The sequence below is a fragment of the Clostridium beijerinckii genome, from assembly GCF_008705175.1.
Taxonomy (GTDB): domain Bacteria; phylum Bacillota; class Clostridia; order Clostridiales; family Clostridiaceae; genus Clostridium; species Clostridium beijerinckii.
This window is the reverse complement of the sequence record NZ_CP043998.1, coordinates 1,273,921-1,293,157: the sequence shown is the minus strand read 5'-3', so window position 1 is coordinate 1,293,157 and position 19,237 is coordinate 1,273,921. Positions and strand designations below refer to the sequence as shown.

Genomic DNA, 19,237 nt, shown 5'->3' with positions numbered 1-19,237 from the left:
TTATGATGAAAAATCATTTTTTCAATATATAGTTTTATAAAGAATGAATTATACTATTTAAAGCTTATATATGGCAAAAAATATTTAATATCCAAACATTTTTTATTATAGCACTTTATAACATTTGTTCCATACATAAACTAATAAATATAAGAATTTTTTAATACTTTTGTATAGATACCCCAACTAAGACCTGAACTTATGCATATAACTCGCCGAAATGAATAATATACTTTTATTCCAGTTTCCAGGTAATTTTGATGGGTGATTCTAAGGCTATAAAGTTGCACCAAAATGCTAGCCTCACAGAACAAGCTGTGAACTAGCACATTTGGAACAACTTATAGCCAAAGAATCACATCCATCAAAATTACCAATGAAACATTCCACAAAAGTATATTACCCATTTCTAGTTGGGATATATTTCATAGTATAAATCCAACTTATAATTGGCTTATCTATATAGATAAACAATTTAAGAATTCAACTTATTAGATAAATGTATTTACAAATTTACTAAAACTTTAAGTTCATATCTTCACTAGAAATCATAAATATATTTGTGAAGAAAACATTTGAAAATGAGCTGTTAAAGGTTCTTAGCTGTAGGTTGTTCCATTTTAGCTTGTCAAACTGAAAGTTGGAGCATGCTAAAGTGGCTACAACCTGCTGCTTAGAACCTTCAGCGATATTTTCATAGCTTTTCGGAATCAAAATATTTATGATTTCGGCGAGTTATATGCATAAGTTGGGGTATCTATAGTCCACATATTATTCCACAAAAAATACGTTGTATCGACGGTAAGTGGTATAACCGCCTGTACAACGCATTGCTATTTCATATGTATATTGAAAATATTTTTATTTATGTAATATCCTGATTTAAATTTCAGTGTGAAACTATATATTAATTTTGGATTATTTTTTAATCCATATTTAATTCTGGCTTCCATATGGTTACTTGATTCTTTCCATTTCGTTTTGATTTTAATGATGCTTTATCTGCATTTTTTATTAACATTTCCTTATCATAATTGACATCAACTAAAGAGCTAATTCCTACACTAATAGTAATATTAAAAGTGTTAGATGTAGACTTAGATTTGCTTAGTCCAACTTTTTCAGAAATCCACTTCTTAAAGATATTAGAATTAAATAATTTTTCCGATTTGAACATGCTTTCTTTTATCGTTTCTGCATCTAATGCTGTTTCTTCTTCCTCTTTATCACCAATTTCAAATTTATAATCACTAATAATATTTTTTATTTGCTCCATAATAACCCCTGCATCTTCACTATTAGTATAAGGCAAAATTATCGTGAATTCATCTCCACCATATCTAAATATGACATCTTCATCACGTAAAATGCTTCTCATAACTTCTACAACCTTTTTTAAAAGAAGATCCCCTACTGGATGTCCATGAGTATCATTATATTTTTTAAAATTATCTATATCAATCATTGCCATAGATAGATCATTCTCATCCTTTTGAACTTTTCTAATATATTCATCAAGCATATTTTGAAAATAACGATGATTATAGACTCCTGTAAGTCCATCTCTTGTAGCCAATCTTTCTACATTTTTGTATAAAAAGGCATTTTCTAGTGCACTTGTCAAAGGTGTTATGGTTCCATTTATAAGTTCAATTTCTTCTATTGTTAATTTATTTTTTGTGTTTATATGTAAAATACCTATACAACTTTCTTTTGATAATAATGGGATGGAATATATGTATCCTTTATCTGCTTTTAATTCAGCCATATGTTTGTTTTTAAAAGCTTCTTCAACAGTTCCATTAAACTCTAAATCTTTTTTATCATTGCCATAAGATGAAATCACATCAATTTTATTTTCATCTACTTTATCAAATATTCCTAATGCACATGACTGAACTTCTATAAGCTCAGTTACTATCTTAATACCCATATTAGATACCTCTTCCAAATCCATAGATGAGGTTATTCTTTTAGTTAGTTCAAACAGTCTTTGGTTATTTTGATTTTCTTTTTGAAGCTTAGCAGTTAATTGGGCATTATTTATAGCAAGTCCAATTTCTCCAGATATAGTATTAATCAATTTAAAATCTGATTCTCCAAAATCCGAATCTTTTTTACTTCCTAAAACTAATACACCCAATATTTTTTCATGCATTTTTATAGGAATTGTAATCTGAGCTCTTGTATCACTTATGCACCGTATATATCTAAAATCCTTTTGAACATCATCTGTGAGTAACCCCTGTTCTTTATAAAATGTCCATCCAACAAGACCTTCACCTATTCTGAAAGTTGTCTTTTCTAACTCTTCATATAAAACATTAGAATGTGATTTCAGTTTAAGTTCATCTTTTTCTAACAAAAATATTAATCCAAAATCTGCATTTGTGTGAGTTACAAGACGAGCTAATATAGTATCTAATAACTCTTGAATAGATGCCATATTATATATAGCAAATGCTGTATCATATAAAATACTATTTTCAAATTTTAATATTCTTATATTTCTATTTATTTTATCTATTTCATTGAATAGAGATTCTCCATCTATTAATTTAACATCATTAGAATATTTCCTATCTCCAATATTTAAATTACTTTTCATTTGTTTTAATTTTATATATGCTCTTATAATTTTATTTACAATAATGGCTAATAATAAAATAATAGTAAACATAAAATAAATAAAATTGCTAATTTCCCATTTTTCAAAGGATATAATTATTTTTTGCTGCACTAAAATAATAAATAATGTAGGCATTAATATGGCAATAATACTAAAGATTAGATACAGTTTAAATGTAAAGCTTTTACTCACTATTAAATCTCCCTTTTCGATATAATATATGTTTCAATTCACAATGCACAGTTTTCAATCTACAATTCACAGTTTTTCAATGCACAATTCATAGTTTCAATTTACAATTTACAGTTCACAAGCCACAGTTCATAATTTTCAATGCATAGTTCACAATTACTGCTAGAATTCTTGCAGTACATATTCAATTTAATAAATATTAATCAAATAAGTACTTGTATTCATTTCTATGTCCTCAATAAATTCAGATCTTGAATTTTCACAATACACGGCAAGATCAATATCACTTTTTAATAAATTATCCCCTCTTGCTCTAGATCCAAAGAGAATAACTTTATTAATACTTTTATGCTTATGGCATATATCCAATATATCATCAACAATTTTCTGTTCTAAATTCAAACTTATCTCTCCTTTGGCTTGTTACACTTAACATACATAATATTATAACCTATAAATTATTTACTTAAAACAATAAATGTACTAAGTACTCTTTTATAGCTGTCACTATTAACTTCTGCCATAATATATTTTATATAAATTTTCATTCATCTATCTCAAACCCTCATGTTTCCTATAAATATTTACATATTTAAATATTTTCCTAGGTAAATATTTTTCTATAAACATACTTACCTAGAAAAATATATTCCCATAAACCTATTTTCCTAGAAACATTTAAACCTATTTTTATTCTAAAATATGAACCTAGAAACCTATGAATATATAAAAAAATTTAAATTTTTTCATATTAAAGTATTTATATATTTTAATATTTGCATATATCTTATATGAGGGGGTAATTAGTTCTGCATATGACAAGGCTTATATAATATATTATTTCTTCATATTTTAATACATAGGGAGGAATTATAAATGAACATGTCTGTAAAAAAATCTAAGGTAAAAGGCGAAATCAAGGATGATTTTTCCATTGATGAAAATGAGTCTGATGATATATTTACATTCTCAGAGGGAGAGCTTAAGTTAGATGGGACTCTTTTAAAATCATTTTCTTTTGATTCTGATGAAGAACTTATTGAACATCCTGCGCCACCCACCATTCACGATCCCACCACCACCACCAACAACAACAACAACAATAATAGCAATAATAGCAATAATAATAATAATAATAATAATAATTACAGTAACAATGATAGCACTAATACTACACCTAATTTAAATTCTCATGATATTCCATATAATCCTGATGTCAAAAATGAAATTTTGGACCACAGAACTTTAAAAGTTAATCCAAATGGACGAACACCATCTGTTGATGGCGAAGCCTTCGATATGGTAAGAAGCTATACTTTAAGACGCTCTACTGTAAGAATCCTAAGTAAAATTAAAGCCATTCATATTGATGATAATGTTTATTTAAATACCATCGTTGACGAAGCTATTCGTTATTATTATGAATACCTTAAAACTCAAAACAATTAAGTTAATCTTCTTCTATTTTAATACCTAATCAAATTATTTCTTATATATAATTTGATTAGGTATGCGAATTGCAACTCCTGTTTCATCAAATTGATAATCAGTACCTTCAATGGGATCTCTCCCTTGAACCATATTCATTCCTATAGTATAAAGTGCTTCTGCCATGGCCTTTGGATCTTGAAAAATAGTCCCTAACATTAATCCTTCGTTAATTAACTTCTGTGATTCTGGCAATCCCTCAACACCAACTACTGCAATATTTTTTTCTTTATCTCCTAAATTATATCCATAGGATTGCAGTGCTTCAATTGCACCTAATGCCATAGAGTCGTCATTTGCAATTATGACTTCAATCTTAGGTCCAGTTTTTAAAAATAGCGACTCTATAGCCTCTTTTGCGAGTTCTCTACTCCAATAAGCAAATACTCTTTCAAGCTCCTGAGTTTCTACTCCTGCTTCACTAAGTGCTAAAAGAGAATATTTTGTTCTATCAGCTGCTACCAAATTATTTCTTTCACCTTCTAAAAGAACATATTGCATTATTCCATCATGGTTCTTATCAATGGAATCTCTATTTGTGTTCCATTCATTAGCAAGAATCTCGCCCTCCATAATTCCATCGCTTTTTGCATCTAACCCTATATATAGAGATTTATTGTATCTTTTAATCTCACTTAGCAGCGGCTCCCTATTAAAAAATATCACTGGAATATTAGCTTTAGCAATTTGATTAGTAACTCTTTTTACCGTTAATTCATCCCTGTTCTTAACTAGATGCATTATTATAAGATCAGCACCTTCTTTAAGTACATTATCAAGCTGCTCATTTTGCACTGCTTGATTTGATTTAGCATCATAAAACGTAAATTCTACTTTTCCTGGATTTTCTTCTTGAATATCTTCTAAATCTTTGCGAACTAAAGAAATATAATCATCACTAAAATTTATTAAAAATACAGCTACTCTAATAGGTCTTTTTTCAGCAGCATTAATACTCGCAAATGTGGCTTTTTCTTTAAAGCTAAATAACATATATGACATTATCATTAGAAACATTATAATAGATAGCATTTTCTTAAACATTTTTACTTCCTCCAACAGTAGAAATTTTCCACAATGTTATTATGTATATCGCGAAAATATTTATGCTAAGCTATTATGGGTATTTTACAATTATTTAATATTAAGTGTAAGTAAAATAGAGTGGTAATAAACACCACTCTATCTAAACTCTAAATTTTCATTCAGCATGATACTTACACTTGATAATTTTTATTTTCCACAGGAGTGAGGTTACCCAATCCTATTCAAATATATCTGGTAAAAATTTATATACTTCACTTTCATTTTTAAATATAACTTCTATTGGCTCAGAATATGGTGTACATTTATTTCCTTTAAAAAAGTTATATAGTGCTGATGATATTCCCATAACAATTCTATTATGAGCCATTGATATTCTTGAGCTAATAAAATAAAAATTTAATTCCAATATTAAATTCACTTATCTAACTCCACTTTAACTTCGTATTCATTTAAGATATTATTATCATCTTCATATTTTATGCTTGAATCTGGTTTGTTATTATATACTCTTATAATAAGAGTTGTTGTTCCTGGATCTAAAACAATATTATCATTATCGACAAGCTTTGCTTTTCTAACTTCACCAATATCTGAATATGAAGTAGCCCTAAATACTTTAATATACTTTTCATCTAATCTTTTTATATTAACACTTATATTATCTGATGACGCTTTTGCATAATAAGTTCTCTTATTTTTTGCTTCGCTAACTATATTATTACTGTTATAATTCTCATCACTATAAAGTTCCATTGCACTACCATCTTTATTTAGCAATCCTATTTTGTTGTAATAAGAATAATAAACTGTTACTTTACATGTATCTGATCTTCCACTTCCGTCATTTGCTGTACATGTAATTGTTGTAGTTCCTTCTGATATTCCTTTTACCTCTCCATTTGAACTTACCCTTGCTACATCTGTATTACTAGATTTCCATGTTACTTTTTTATTGTCTGCATTGCTTGGCAATACTGTTTCCTTTAGCTTTAAAGTATCTCCTTGATTAATAACTGCGCTTGATTCATTTAACATTACTCCTGTTACGCTTACTGTATCTTTATTATTAAGACTTTTATCTGATTCTTTTTCGGAATTAACCTTTAATTCTGATCCAACGTTGTTTACTATAGTATCCGTTGATTGAACTGAGTTTCCTTCCGTTTCTGTAGCATATATTTCTATAGGATTTAATATTGATACTGATGCTACTACCATTAAACCTGATATTACTTTTATTAATTTAAGCTTTTCCATACCTCATTCTCCCAACCATTTTTATTTAATTATACCATATTTTTCTTTTAGATTCTCAAAATTTTCAATCTCACTATGTTATTAACACACATAAGCATACTGAATTTAGGAATCCTAATTAGCTATCTTATGCCCAGCCTAGAAGCTTCTTCTCTAGTTTGTTCAAAAGTTTCCTTTATTGTTCTTGAAATATTAGAAGTCATTATTTCAACCTCCTCTTTTTTTGCTATTAAAATATCCTCTATTCTTTCGCCTAATTTATTCTTTATATCGTCATTCAAGGTCGTTCTTAACCAATGCCTTATCATCATTTTTTGTTCTTTTGTCAAGTTATTAAAGTTTATTGCAATCTCTTTTATCCTGCTTATAAATTCTTCAACATCTATTTTTTGATCTAATAAAAATACTGCTGATGCTATATTTTTTAATTTCATCAATTCATCTTTTTCATACTTATTTATGTCTATAAGTATATATTCAAAATCAATTATGTTATTTCCAAATAATTCATTTTTATTTATAACATTTTTAAATTTTCTCTCTACAGTCCATTTATACCCGCCATTATATGATACAATTGGTACTATTGCTGGCAGTTTAAATCCCTTACTTTTAACATCTATCTTTTTAGTATTCTTTAATACTTCTCTCCATATTTCTGACATATACATAAATAATCTTATAGGTATACTATAATCAACATATGATTGAAATTCTAGTAATATATAAAATATTACTTCTTTATCTTCTATGTTTGCTTTATATACTATATCTGATTCTAATTCCTCATAATCTGAAAGAATATATGACTTATTTACTAATTCCATATTATCCTCTGTAATGTCTTTTCCCCATGGACTTTCACCAAAACTTTGAATCATAGTAACTAGAAGTCTCTTATTAAGTAATCTTTTAGTGCAGCTCCTTTTAACAAGAAATTTTTCACAAGATTTGCCTCCTTTGTTATACTCATTATTCCATAACCTTATTTAAATAACTTAAAATAAATGTTTATTTTTATTGAAAATTTGATATAATATAAATAAGAAAAGCTTAGTGCTGGTAACACTAAGCTAATCCTAGAACGTTTTATGTTTTAGGGCTATTAGATTTTAATTAATTGTTAGAAAATGAACGCTTACTCTTGTGATGATGGGGCGTTCTTTTCATTTGTTTTAAACTTAATTTTAAAACCTTTTATATTAATTTCAAGATTAAATTCACAATCTTTTGAATTATGTCTTAACGCTCTATTAATCAATATCACTAATATTAATGCTATCGATATTATTAATATTCCAATAATCATCCAACACCACCCCCTTAGACTATATAGTAAAATTACTTACTAATAGCCCAAGGTGGGAAAACGTACAACCACCATAGCCCATCTCTATGGTTCATTCTTAAATACTATCACAGTTTAACATATTTTATTATTTAATGGAACAAATTTCTACAATGGAAAAAAGTATTGCACTAAATTTTCATTCAGTACAATACTTGAACTTGCTAAAATCTAAGTTCCCACCTAACGTTGATTTTATATTCCTGGAGTCCCCATTGCTCCATTATTATCAAAATGATACCATTTGTCATCTATCTTTATACGTCCTGTCTGCATTATACCTTCCCCATTAAAATAGTACCATTTTGAAGATTTCTCATCACAATACCAGCCAGTTTTCATAGCTCCATTATTGTAATCTCCAAAGTAATACCAACTATCTCCATACTTTTTCCAATCATGAATCATCCAACCTTCTGAATCAAACAAATACCATTTTCCGTTTATGAATTCCCAAGCATCCTTAGTAAAAGTTCCATCAGTATGCTTATACCACCATTTATCATTCTCATTTATCCAAGTTCCTAAGTACATATTATTTTTAAGCAAAACACCTTGTGTAAATAAATTCACATCGCATTTTCCGCTTACCCCTGATATATCTCCATTTTCAGTATATTGATGCCCTATTCTATTAGTAAAGAAATTTGAAGGAAGGTTCCAGGGATCATTATTATAATTTGCTTCCCAGAAAGGATACTCTTTTATTTTACTTTTTATCTCTTCTATATTTGATAAAAATCCTGTATAAGAGTAGATTCCTAATTGAAGAGGACTTAATTCCTTAAATGCATTTATAAATCTTATTATATAATCACACAATTCATCAAATTCAGATTCAATATCAAGCATAGGAATCATGTCCCATGCACAGTCTTTAATCTTTTTATAAAAGTTTTCTGCCTGAGCCTGTGGAGAGCTTGTACTAACTAAAAAATGATAAGCTCCAACATTTATCCCATGGCTTTTACATAAATCATAAAACTCCTCTAGTCTGCTGTCTTGAAACGTCTTCCCCTCAGTAGCTTTCATATAGACGCATTCTATGTTATCTTCTGCGACTTTATCAAAATCAATACTTGCATTATTATTTGATATATCAATTCCTTTAACATACCTCATTACCTATACCCCCTTATATACATTTTTTCAATTCACAATGCACAATTCACATTTTGCAATTCACAATTCACATTTTGCAATTTGCAATGCTCAATTTACCTCTTTCAATTCTCAATTTACAATTAGAGCTAAAATTCTTGCGATATATTTAGAATTACCATGAAGAATTATTTTTGCAATATATTAAGACATAATCCCTAAAATAACCAATTCATATGATTAGCTATCTTCTGTCCATCCTAGAAGTTTCTTCTCTAAATCATCATAATCATACTGCCTAGGCTCAAAGTTAATAAATCTAAGTTTTGGTTTTTCTTTAACAAATGATGAATTGCCTGCATCGCAATCATTAAACTCCATATCTTCATAGTCTTTTGGATATCCTTCCTTAAGCCAGTTTTTAAGGATACCATTAATATAATTTATATCAAGCTTATTTCTTTCTATAGCTTCTCTAACAGCCATTTCTATATACTTTTCTTTATGAATCATTAACTCTTTTATTACCCAGCTTAAAGTAAATCCTCTTATGACTTTATTATCTTCTTCTAAGGTTTTTATAATTTTAAGAGCCTGTGATTTTATTTCATCATGAGACGAAGAGACAATTTTAGTCTGTATATGAGCTTTATCATAAGATTCATCATTTTCTTTTGTTAAAGCAACATCATTTACCTTATCTTTTTCTTTATTCTCTTTTTTATCTATATTCTTTTTCTTATGTTCTTTATCTTCTTCTCTCTTCTCCTTCTGTAGCGTTACATTTGCGTTACAGTTTTTATTTTTGTTAATTTTATTAGTATCACTTCCTTCATTTATGGCATTATTACAAGCTTCATCAGTATTTAATTTTTTCTCTACAAGTTCCTTTTCTTTTTTCTTTCTTTCTCTAAAGTTTTTAACTCTTTCACGAGTACCCTCTTTTACTCTTTTCATTCCTTCAATATTTTGATGTTTTTCCCAGTTCATATTTTTATTACGCCATTTTCATAAATTTTAATAAGCTTAAAAGATTCTAATATATCTAGAACCTCTTCTATAATATCTAGTGGCCTGTTAAATAATATAGACAGCATTTTTTTAGTATAAGGTACGTCTTTTTTTAGATATATTAATCCACCATCATTAACCTTTCCCGCCTGTAAAAGCAGTCTTATCCATACATAATTTGTACAATCTCTTAATGGCAGTGAGTCAATTAATCTCATTGTTTCATCTTCACACATATTTGTATTTAGCTTAATCCACTCTATCCCCTTCATAAATATCGTCCCCTACCTAATTTTTACTTAAAATATTCAGTACTCCCTTTTAGATTTATTTTCACTCATTTTGTTCTTTTCAACCTAACTTAAATGGTACATATATGTTGAAATGCACAATGCACGATTGGCAATGCACAATTCACAATTCACAATTGGCAATTATGGCTAAAATTCTTGTAGTATTTTTACAATTATCGCGAAGAATTATTTTTGCAATATACATTATAAGCTGTACTCATAATTGGTAAATATACGCAGATTTAATAGTTCTATAATTCTCACAAAAATAAAGTAATCTCTGAAACTATATAAATATAGATAAACAGCCATAACTAAACTCCAGTATATCGGCTATTTATCTATATTTTTAGTCACCTAGGCGAAATTTCCTTTAAGATATGATCATAAAAAAATACTTTCTCTTCATTAACTATCTTTGAAATCACCTTTTCATCTCTATGTATCTCTTTAAATACAAATTTTCTGCTGTTGATTAAACATGCAAAATAGCATTTATCGGCTTTTGTAACTCTCATATTATGTTGACATTCAAGAAAAACATTTTTATTTATTTCTTCATCAAAGTTAATTCCATTATATATGCTGCAAAGTAAAATAGAATTTTCACCAACTATTCTTCTATCTACTTTACAACACATAAATTCATATTCTTCATCAATAATTGTTTTTAATTCTTTTCTTACCTTCTTACCACTTCTTATGGTAAATTCTTTACATAAAATCTCCTTTAAAGTATTAAACCAATAAATTTCTTCATATTCTTCCTTAAGATTTATATGTCTACTCTGACCTTTTTCTAACTTCTCTTCATATAATTCTTTTATTGTTTTCTTTGCATTTATACCTAATATTATCCCTATCTCATTCCCATAAATGAATTTTAAATCTCTTTCTGCCATACTTCCCCCTTAAACGTAAATACTTTCATGTCATCGTTTACAAAACGCATATATTAAAAATATTCACTTATTCTAATATTAAATAAACATCTTATTGCGTTTAAATCTTCTGAAGTAAATCTTGCACCTCTTCCATTTAACGCATTGTTAACAAAAGAGCTTGATCTGCCAATGTGTTCTGCTAACTCACTTTGTTTGATGTTATTCACCAATAAGAATTCCTTAAATTTATTATATTGAGCTTGTGACTTTGACATACTATATTCCCCCTTATATAATTTTATCGTAACAGCATTTGGTTTAAGTTGCCACCGTTAATTTAATTATACGACTACAGCTATAAGTGTCAATGATTTTTTTGGAAATTTTTTCAAATTATTTTCTTGCTTTTTGTCGCTTACAGTTGTATACTTATCTCCAAAGTAATCTTTTACATTATGGAGGAGAAATATGAATATAACAGGTATAATCCTTAAGAACTTGCGATTAAAAAAGAATATTACTCTAGATCAGCTAGCTTCTGAGATAAATAAAACATTTGATATTAATATTACTGGAAGCATGCTTTCTAAATGGGAAACTGGTAAAGCAGCACCAATATATGATCACTTGAAACGCTTAGCCTCATACTATAATGTCACTACAGACTTTCTTCTTGGTTTTGATCAATATGAAAACTTAATTAGCGTTGATTCTTCTGCTAATTTAAATAAGACAAAACCTAAAATACGTTATTCTAAAAAGGCCAATAAAGTAAAAACACTAGCAAAATTATTGGAGAACGATAAGATCACTCTTAAAGATCTTCTAATCTTTGAGGATTTTATTCGTATTTATATATCAAAAAAATCAAAAAATTTATATAGGTAGAAGACTAGATAAATTTCTAGCTTCTATTTTCTCAACTTTCTTCTTTACTCAATTCACAATTCACAATGCACAATCGCAGTTAAAATTCTTTAAATATTTTTATAATTAGAATTATTTTTGCAATATATATTTTAAATACACAACTTAACATACATTATAGATAAACAGAATATAACCTAGATTTATGTTATAACTTATCGAAATTATAAATATGAATATCCAATTTTCAAATTTGATATCCATATTGTACATACCTAATATCCTATATATGTTGCAATTCACAATTACGGTTAAAATTCTTGTAATATTTTTAGAATTATCATGAAGAATTATTTTTGCAATATATATTTTTTTAAATTTTTTCTTAAAATTTGTTCCCAAAGTGTTTATAAAAATCTTTTTTTCTGTATATCTCTTATGAAAAGTAATTTTTAGGAGGGATTATATGTGAATTATGATTATATTGAACACTTAGCCTCAAAGGCTAAGGGTGGTGACCTTAAAGCTAAAGAAAATTTAATTAAGGAATTTACTCCACTTATAAATTCCTTATCTATGAGAACATTTATCCATGGTTATGAAAAATGCGATATTAAAAATGAGTGCTTCTTAATGCTTTTTTACTGCATAGCTAAGTACGATTTAAATACTCATCGTTTTGTTGCCTATGCCACAAATTCCATAAAAAATAATCTACTTGTTCTACTAAAAAGATACGATAATCGAAAAGATATTGATGGATATTTCTCTTTAAGTGATGATATTGAGTGTAATACTTCTCTAAGTAATGATATGGAAGATGAAAGTATGAATCTTGAATATGAGAACATTAAACTATTATCTGCAATAAAAAATAATTTAAGCGATTCAGAGAGGTATTTAATAAACTTTGTCTTTTTTATGAAAAATACCCTTACAAATTATGCTTATCATGAGAATGTATCATATATGACAGCTTTAAAAAGAAAGAAAAAAGCTTTAAAAAAATTAAAAAGTTGTATTGTTGGAGGTAATGAATTATGGGAATTAACGATATGATGAGCCTTATTACTAATGCTGGATTTCCTATAGCAGTGTGCGCTTATTTACTATTTCGCCTTGAAAAACAACTCTCCACTCTTTCATCTTCAATAAACAAATTAAATACTATAATTTCTACTAAATTAGGCGTTGTCATTGATACTTCATGTGATAGCGAAGTTCAAAATTTGAAATAAAAAATAAATTTCAAAAAAATTTTCAAATTACCCTTTATAAAAATCAATTTTTGTGTATATACAATATGAGAACAAAATTTAGGAGGTAAGAAAATATGGCAGTAGCAAAACAAATTAAAACTACATCTTTAAGTATCGAGGTTCAAAGTGGGTTGGATAAAGCGGGGGACCCAATCTATAGCAAGAAAAGTTTCGCAAATGTGAGGACTGACGTAGCTCCTGAAAATGCATATGCAGTAGGAGAAGCAATTAAGAGTGTTATGTCCACTGGTACAAGATCCACTTTGTTAAATGAATCTTCAAGCCTTACTCAAGAATAAAAACAGCTCAATCAAACACTTAACTTCCCTTTCAAGATATGTATTAAACTTTAAGTAATTCTTAGTTTACTTAATATTCAAAAAGGTACTTTCTCTTATCTTTCATCTTATAATCAATCTTTAACTACTATAAATAAAATTTTAGGGGGATTTAAATTATGGAATATGTTTTAGCAATGACTTTTATAACTGAAAATGGATTAAAAAGCAACTTCAGCATCAGCGGAGTTAAACCTGATGTTACTCCTGCTGAGGTAAATTCTCTAATGGACACAATCATTCAAAAGAACGTCTTCTTCAGCTCTTCTGGAGCTTTAGTAAAAAAATCAGACGCTAAATTAACACAGAAAACTGTTACAAAAATTGATATAGCATAAAATTAAAAGGCTCGTTACCTCATGGTAGCGGGCCTTTTTCAATAGTATAAAAAAATCTAAATTAGTTCAAAATACTAGATATTAAGCAATACTACTAATTCAAATGAAAGTAATTCTACTGAAAAAAGAGCTACTCTGCCATATGATAAAATAATATGGAGAGATGGATTGTATCATTACTGAGTACTTTTAGCGAATGCTTGCTATATCTCACCTTAATTTTTGTATTTCTTCTATAGTTAATCCAGTTTTAATCGCTATTGTTTTATTGTCTAAAACATCTAATAAGTTTTTAGCTATATTTATTTTTTCCTGATACTGTCCTTGTTTTATTCCTTCTTTTATTCCTTTTTCTTCAGCACTCCTAATTTCTGCATTATGAATACGTAGTGCTTTTAAATCATTCTCATATATTTCCCTTTCTTCTTTGTCTAAATACATTATATCCAACTTTTCTATAGCTTTTTTTATGTTTTCGTCTTCTTCTAATTCTTTTGGTATTTTATATTTATCTATTTCATAAGCTCTATTTAAAAAGCTAACCCATCTATCTAACGCAGTTTTTACATCTTTATAATCCTTCTTAAATTTATTTAGTTCTATAAAATGCATTTCAAATAAATCAGAAAATTCTTCTTTTGTTTCTTCATTATAAACCTTATATACATTATGAAAATCTTCCTCTTTTAAGTAATTAAAATCTAATATATTTATTCCTATAGTCTTTCTTAAAATTTCAAAATCATCTCCACTTTCTATCTGATCTGAATACACCTTTGACCAATAATAAAAAGCTCTTTTATCATAAAAGCCTTGTTCTGCTATTTGCATCTCTATATCATACCATATTCCTTTTTCATCTACTGCTTTTATATCAAGAATTGTCATTTTACCTTTTCGGTAATTTGAAATATTATATGGATTCTTTAACTCTATATCTTCTATTTTATTTTTCTCTGATATTATGGAATTTATAAATGCTATTAATATACTTTTATTTTCTTCACTTCCAAATAACTTTTTAAATGCAAAATCAACTTTTGGATTTAATTTACACACAAGCTTCACTTCCTCTCTCATATATATTCACACTTGATATTGATTATAGTAATATTATACCCCATAGCCAATTTCCTTAAAACAAAAAATTGCACTAAACCTTAATTTAGTGCAATACTTGTAATTGGTAATTTTTCATAAGGTTCTGACTCTTTTTTGAGTGAAACATGACTCAACTAACTATTTTAATATTTCTTCTGCTTTAATAAATAATCCTTCAAAAATATTACTGGAGTAATACTCATTTATAGAAGGCTTAAATACGCCATCTACCAGATTATACTGAATCATCTCACCTGTCTGCTCAACTATTACATATTCTAAAACTCCATACCTTTGATATATTTGAAGTTTGGTTATATAATCATGTCCTGAATAATTAGGAGAAACCACTTCGAATATTATCTTTGGTGGAGATACGAAACTTTCTCCAACTTTTTTTCCATCTTCACACATTACAAATACATCTGGAAATATATTTATTATATCCTTATCATTATGAAATTTTAATTCTATTTGCTCAGTATATACTTTACATTTACTATTAGTTAAGTAGCTCATAAGCTTAAATTGAATATTATTTACTATCTCATTATGTTTAACAGAGGTTTTAGAATGAAGAACAACATCTCCATTTATGAACTCTATATTATATTTATATTTATGTTGTAACTTCTCATATTCTTCTAAAGTAAACATTCTATTTTCTTCTATATGCATTTATATCAGCCCCTTATTTAATAAATTATATACTAATATATTTTTATTATAGCCTAAATCACATTGTAATGAAACAAAAAGCAGACATGATTTTTTATTAACCATACATGATATACATTAAATACATGTGATTTAAAAGTACTAATAGGTAGCTTGAGAGTGAAGTTGCTATATATATCTTTCCAAACATTTTTTATAGAAAAACTCCACAATATTATCTGCTTTTCTAGCGTTATAAAATTCTAACATCAAAGTATTAAATTCTAATCTATCTTTAGCTTTAACATTTAATACTCCTTGACCATTAGAAAGCAATATATAGTTACATACTAATCTTGATGTTCTCTTATTTCCATCATAATAAAATTTATTTATTTCTAATTGAGGTACAACATCGGAAAATGTAATATCTCGCTCAAATAACATTATCTTTAACATCCTTTCAATTTATCTATAGTGTAATTATACCCTATAACCAATTTCCTTAAAACAAAAAATCGCACTAAATAATCACTTAGTGCAATGCTTGTACCTGTAAAAGTTTTAGGCCTCAGGGGTGCTAGTGAGGAACTTGTGACTCACTTGCTATTTTACTATATTTTTTAAATAATCTATAAATTCATCCTTAATTTCAGGCTTCCTTAAGGCATATTCTACTGTTGCTTCTAAAAATCCAAGCTTATCTCCAACATCGTATCTTCTTCCTTCAAAGTTATAAGCGTACATAGCTTCACTTTTAGCAAGCTCTAGCAATGCATCTGTAAGTTGAATTTCATTTCCCTTACCAGGTTTTGTATTTTCTAAAATTTCAAATATTGCAGGAGTAACTATATATCTACCAAGTATTGCAGTATTAGATGGTGCATCTTCTATACTTGGCTTTTCTACTAATCCCTTGACTTTGCAAACTCTATCTTCTATTACTATTCCATCAACTATACCATACTTACATACATCTTCAGGTTCAACACTTTGAACACCTAAAATGCTTGTTTTGTACTCATCATAGCAATCAATAAGCTGCTTTAAGCAAGGTTTACCTTCATTATATACTATATCATCCCCAAGAAGAATTGCAAAAGGTTCATTCCCTACAAAACTCTTAGCACAATGAATAGCATGTCCTAATCCTCTAGGTTCTTTCTGTCTTATATAATGAATATCAACCATATCTGAAATATCTTTAACTAATTCTAATAATTCATCCTTGTGGTTTTTTGCAAGTTCCATTTCAAGCTCAACAGATTTATCAAAATGATCTTCAATACATTTTTTATTTCTACCAGTAACAATTAGAATTTCATCAATACCTGAGGCAACCGCTTCCTCTATAATATATTGAATTGTTGGCTTATCTACTATAGGAAGCATCTCCTTTGGTTGAGCCTTAGTTGCAGGTAAAAATCTCGTTCCAAGACCTGCTGCTGGAATTATTGCTTTTCTTATCTTTTTATTCATTAATGCTCTCCCATATTTTTTAATATAAATATAATATTCAATTTTTACTTTAGTAATTTCACAATTTAATTCAACAAAAAGATTGCACTAAACAATTCATTTAGTGCAACACTACTCGTACTTGGAAAATCATGTTTCCCCCAGGGGTGCTAGTCGGGAGCTTGCGAGCGACTTGCTATAAATCGGTAATTTTTTCACAAGGTTCTGAGCCCTTTGTGAGGGAAGCATGACAGAAATTGCTAAATTCTCATATTGTTTAAATCACTGTACTCTTTTTCCTTCAACTTATATCCAAATAATACAGGATATAAATTTTTTTTCTTACTAACCTCATAAATTATTATTGGTATCACCATTCCAATCACAGTTCCAATAATAATATGTAGGCTTGCATTTTTAATGCCTCCAAATTTCATAATAATTATCCTCGCCCCTGCCTGAGGTATAAGATGAGAAACATAAATAACTAAAGATATTTTCCCAAAATATTTGATTACAATTAGTTTTTTAACTCTTGAAAGAAGAACAGATATAAAGAGCGTAAATCCTATACCCGATATGCTTATTATGAGGTAAATAATATGGACAGGGTACTCTGATAACAAAAAATATGAATATACATATATAAAGCTAACGATAGCAAAAATAATAGCCGAAGCAATTGTATGTATTAATATATTTTTGTTATTTAGTTTACCAAAAATATTTATACCTTTTTTATTATACACATATATACCTAAAACAAAAAACACAAAATATTTTCCTACATCAGATAATATCCAAAAATTCAAAAAAGGTGATGATATATAATATATTATAGAAAAAATCATAATTACATTTAAACTCATTACTCTTTTTGAAAAATAATACAATATAAATAAAAAGAACAAGCAGTATAAATACCAATAGATTGAAAAAGGATGAACAGGCGATTTCAACAACTCACTCCAACTTTGATGGTTATTTGTGAATTTTGACGCTATAGACATAAAACTTCCTGTTATCATTACCCATATAAAATAAGGATAAATAATTGTAGTAAGTTTCTGTTTAACAGCTAACAAAAACGTATTTTTTGCCCATTTATCCGCAAATATTCCAGATGCAAAAAAAAATAATGGCATATGAAATCCATATATTATAATGTTAGATATATTATATGGATTGTGTTGTGAAATTGTATTTGATCCTTGTAATCCAACAATTACATGTCCATATACTACTAACAGTATACCAATTCCTTTAAAATAGTCTATCCATTCGATTCTTTTTGCCAAAACAATCCCTCCTATAAAGCATAGAATTCTCACAAAAGCTAATTAGAACCTGTGATTACTCTCTTTTTATTACTTTGATTTTTTATTACTAGCTCAAAAAAATTGTAGAACTTGAACTATCTGTTTCTAATCTATATTTCTTAAACTTATTATTCTAATACTCATAGACCTGATACCTTTTAACCCTAAATCTTTAATTCCTTTTTATTGATCCTTTTTCAAAAAGAAACAAATATTACCACACTTGTTAATAAACTCAGAAGCAATGATTTCCTAGCAACTTATATCATCTTGGCTTACAATAAAATTCTATCTATTGGTGCTCATTATAACTTTATATCTAGATTATTATTATCTTAATTATCAAAAGAAATTTATAAAACCAAGACTTATTCAGATCATATAAATAGTCGCATTCTAAATAATTCCAAAATTCATTCTTTAAATAATATGCAGTAAAAAGCGTTTCTCTTTTCTAATAATAATTGCTAGTACTAATATCCATATTGATACTCAAATCAAAGTTTTTGGTTTAAGTATTTTAAATTTATTGAAATAATAATTTAGTAACTAAATATTTAAAAAAACTTCATTTATGGGTTTCTTCGCTATAATTATTTTTGTATAAAAATAAGCTGTTGTCATAAATTTTACAGTTTTTAAATGATTCA

23 protein-coding genes are annotated in these 19,237 nt (G+C 27.7%); 6 read left to right on the top strand and 17 right to left on the bottom strand.

All coding sequences use genetic code 11. The annotated features are described in order from the left end of the window. Positions 1 to 925: 925 nt before the first annotated feature. Both F3K33_RS05865 and F3K33_RS05860 read right to left on the bottom strand, forming a co-directional pair. Positions 926 to 2,821, bottom strand: coding sequence for a diguanylate cyclase (locus F3K33_RS05865; protein ID WP_039771231.1), 1,896 nt, complete (start codon positions 2,819 to 2,821; stop codon positions 926 to 928). Positions 2,822 to 3,010: 189 nt separating this feature from the next. Next, a complete protein-coding gene (locus tag F3K33_RS05860; RefSeq protein ID WP_069187761.1) occupies positions 3,011 to 3,223 on the bottom strand; it encodes a nucleotidyltransferase domain-containing protein in 213 nt (70 codons plus the stop codon). Between the two features lie 474 nt (positions 3,224 to 3,697). On the opposite strand from F3K33_RS05860, the gene F3K33_RS26280 reads away from it, so the two are divergent. Then, positions 3,698 to 4,270, top strand: coding sequence for a hypothetical protein (locus tag F3K33_RS26280; RefSeq protein WP_039771233.1), 573 nt, complete (start codon positions 3,698 to 3,700; stop codon positions 4,268 to 4,270). Positions 4,271 to 4,303: 33 nt separating this feature from the next. On the opposite strand, the gene F3K33_RS05855 is transcribed toward F3K33_RS26280, so the two are convergent. From F3K33_RS05855 to F3K33_RS05815, 10 genes are all read right to left on the bottom strand, one after another. After that, entirely contained in the window at positions 4,304 to 5,353 is a 1,050-nt protein-coding gene (locus F3K33_RS05855) for a galactose ABC transporter substrate-binding protein (protein WP_039771235.1), read from the bottom strand. Between the two features lie 220 nt (positions 5,354 to 5,573). After that, positions 5,574 to 5,774, bottom strand: coding sequence for a hypothetical protein (locus F3K33_RS26695; protein WP_023973379.1), 201 nt, complete (start codon positions 5,772 to 5,774; stop codon positions 5,574 to 5,576). After that, the gene (locus F3K33_RS05845; RefSeq protein ID WP_039771237.1) at positions 5,771 to 6,613 is read right to left on the bottom strand and encodes an Ig-like domain-containing protein; all 843 of its coding nucleotides are present in this window, start codon (positions 6,611 to 6,613) and stop codon (positions 5,771 to 5,773) included. Before F3K33_RS05845 ends, F3K33_RS26695 begins: the two co-directional genes overlap by 4 nt. A 122-nt stretch (positions 6,614 to 6,735) precedes the next feature. After that, the gene (locus F3K33_RS05840; protein WP_243141282.1) at positions 6,736 to 7,494 is read right to left on the bottom strand and encodes an Rpn family recombination-promoting nuclease/putative transposase; all 759 of its coding nucleotides are present in this window, start codon (positions 7,492 to 7,494) and stop codon (positions 6,736 to 6,738) included. 257 nt (positions 7,495 to 7,751) lie between these two features. Then, a complete protein-coding gene (locus F3K33_RS26275) occupies positions 7,752 to 7,922 on the bottom strand; it encodes a hypothetical protein (RefSeq protein WP_023973382.1) in 171 nt (56 codons plus the stop codon). A 234-nt stretch (positions 7,923 to 8,156) separates the two neighbouring features. Then, positions 8,157 to 9,083 (bottom strand): GH25 family lysozyme, encoded by a 927-nt coding sequence (locus tag F3K33_RS05835; protein ID WP_039771240.1) that lies wholly within the window; start codon positions 9,081 to 9,083, stop codon positions 8,157 to 8,159. A 219-nt stretch (positions 9,084 to 9,302) separates the two neighbouring features. Next, positions 9,303 to 10,052 carry a DnaD domain protein gene (locus F3K33_RS05830; RefSeq protein ID WP_051144816.1) on the bottom strand — a complete coding sequence of 250 codons (750 nt, stop codon included), beginning with the start codon at positions 10,050 to 10,052 and terminating at the stop codon, positions 9,303 to 9,305. Next, the gene (locus F3K33_RS05825; protein ID WP_051144818.1) at positions 10,049 to 10,345 is read right to left on the bottom strand and encodes a putative phage replisome organizer; all 297 of its coding nucleotides are present in this window, start codon (positions 10,343 to 10,345) and stop codon (positions 10,049 to 10,051) included. The genes F3K33_RS05830 and F3K33_RS05825 overlap by 4 nt, the downstream gene beginning before the upstream one ends. A 374-nt stretch (positions 10,346 to 10,719) precedes the next feature. Continuing rightward, a complete protein-coding gene (locus F3K33_RS05820; RefSeq protein ID WP_051144820.1) occupies positions 10,720 to 11,268 on the bottom strand; it encodes a YqaJ viral recombinase family protein in 549 nt (182 codons plus the stop codon). 53 nt (positions 11,269 to 11,321) lie between these two features. Continuing rightward, positions 11,322 to 11,525, bottom strand: coding sequence for a helix-turn-helix domain-containing protein (locus F3K33_RS05815; protein ID WP_039771242.1), 204 nt, complete (start codon positions 11,523 to 11,525; stop codon positions 11,322 to 11,324). A gap of 193 nt (positions 11,526 to 11,718) precedes the next feature. On the opposite strand from F3K33_RS05815, the gene F3K33_RS05810 reads away from it, so the two are divergent. The 5 genes from F3K33_RS05810 to F3K33_RS05790 all read left to right on the top strand — a co-directional run bounded on the left by F3K33_RS05810 (position 11,719) and on the right by F3K33_RS05790 (position 14,052). Next, a complete protein-coding gene (locus F3K33_RS05810) occupies positions 11,719 to 12,138 on the top strand; it encodes a helix-turn-helix domain-containing protein (RefSeq protein WP_039771244.1) in 420 nt (139 codons plus the stop codon). Positions 12,139 to 12,585: 447 nt separating this feature from the next. Then, positions 12,586 to 13,176: a helix-turn-helix domain-containing protein gene (locus F3K33_RS05805; RefSeq protein ID WP_039771245.1), complete on the top strand. Its 591-nt coding sequence runs from the start codon at positions 12,586 to 12,588 to the stop codon at positions 13,174 to 13,176. Next, positions 13,158 to 13,355, top strand: coding sequence for a YvrJ family protein (locus tag F3K33_RS05800; protein WP_023973389.1), 198 nt, complete (start codon positions 13,158 to 13,160; stop codon positions 13,353 to 13,355). Before F3K33_RS05805 ends, F3K33_RS05800 begins: the two co-directional genes overlap by 19 nt. Before the next feature lie 95 nt (positions 13,356 to 13,450). Continuing rightward, positions 13,451 to 13,675, top strand: a complete 225-nt coding sequence (locus F3K33_RS05795; protein WP_039771247.1) for a DUF1659 domain-containing protein — start codon at positions 13,451 to 13,453, stop codon at positions 13,673 to 13,675. Between the two features lie 158 nt (positions 13,676 to 13,833). Continuing rightward, the gene (locus tag F3K33_RS05790) at positions 13,834 to 14,052 is read left to right on the top strand and encodes a DUF2922 domain-containing protein (RefSeq protein ID WP_017210821.1); all 219 of its coding nucleotides are present in this window, start codon (positions 13,834 to 13,836) and stop codon (positions 14,050 to 14,052) included. 210 nt (positions 14,053 to 14,262) lie between these two features. Here the strand turns inward: F3K33_RS05790 and F3K33_RS05785 are convergent, their stop codons facing one another. From F3K33_RS05785 to F3K33_RS05765, 5 genes are all read right to left on the bottom strand, one after another. Continuing rightward, complete coding sequence (locus F3K33_RS05785; RefSeq protein WP_039771249.1) at positions 14,263 to 15,111, bottom strand: Rpn family recombination-promoting nuclease/putative transposase; 849 nt, start codon at positions 15,109 to 15,111, stop codon at positions 14,263 to 14,265. A gap of 180 nt (positions 15,112 to 15,291) precedes the next feature. Continuing rightward, on the bottom strand, positions 15,292 to 15,831 hold the full coding sequence (locus tag F3K33_RS05780; RefSeq protein WP_039771251.1) for a Uma2 family endonuclease: 540 nt from the start codon (positions 15,829 to 15,831) through the stop codon (positions 15,292 to 15,294). Positions 15,832 to 15,999: 168 nt separating this feature from the next. Next, a complete protein-coding gene (locus tag F3K33_RS05775; RefSeq protein WP_039771253.1) occupies positions 16,000 to 16,257 on the bottom strand; it encodes a hypothetical protein in 258 nt (85 codons plus the stop codon). Between the two features lie 159 nt (positions 16,258 to 16,416). Continuing rightward, positions 16,417 to 17,289, bottom strand: a complete 873-nt coding sequence (gene galU, locus F3K33_RS05770) for a UTP--glucose-1-phosphate uridylyltransferase GalU (RefSeq protein ID WP_039771255.1) — start codon at positions 17,287 to 17,289, stop codon at positions 16,417 to 16,419. A 239-nt stretch (positions 17,290 to 17,528) separates the two neighbouring features. Next, the gene (locus F3K33_RS05765; RefSeq protein ID WP_039771257.1) at positions 17,529 to 18,566 is read right to left on the bottom strand and encodes an acyltransferase family protein; all 1,038 of its coding nucleotides are present in this window, start codon (positions 18,564 to 18,566) and stop codon (positions 17,529 to 17,531) included. Between the last annotated feature and the right edge of the window lie 671 nt (positions 18,567 to 19,237).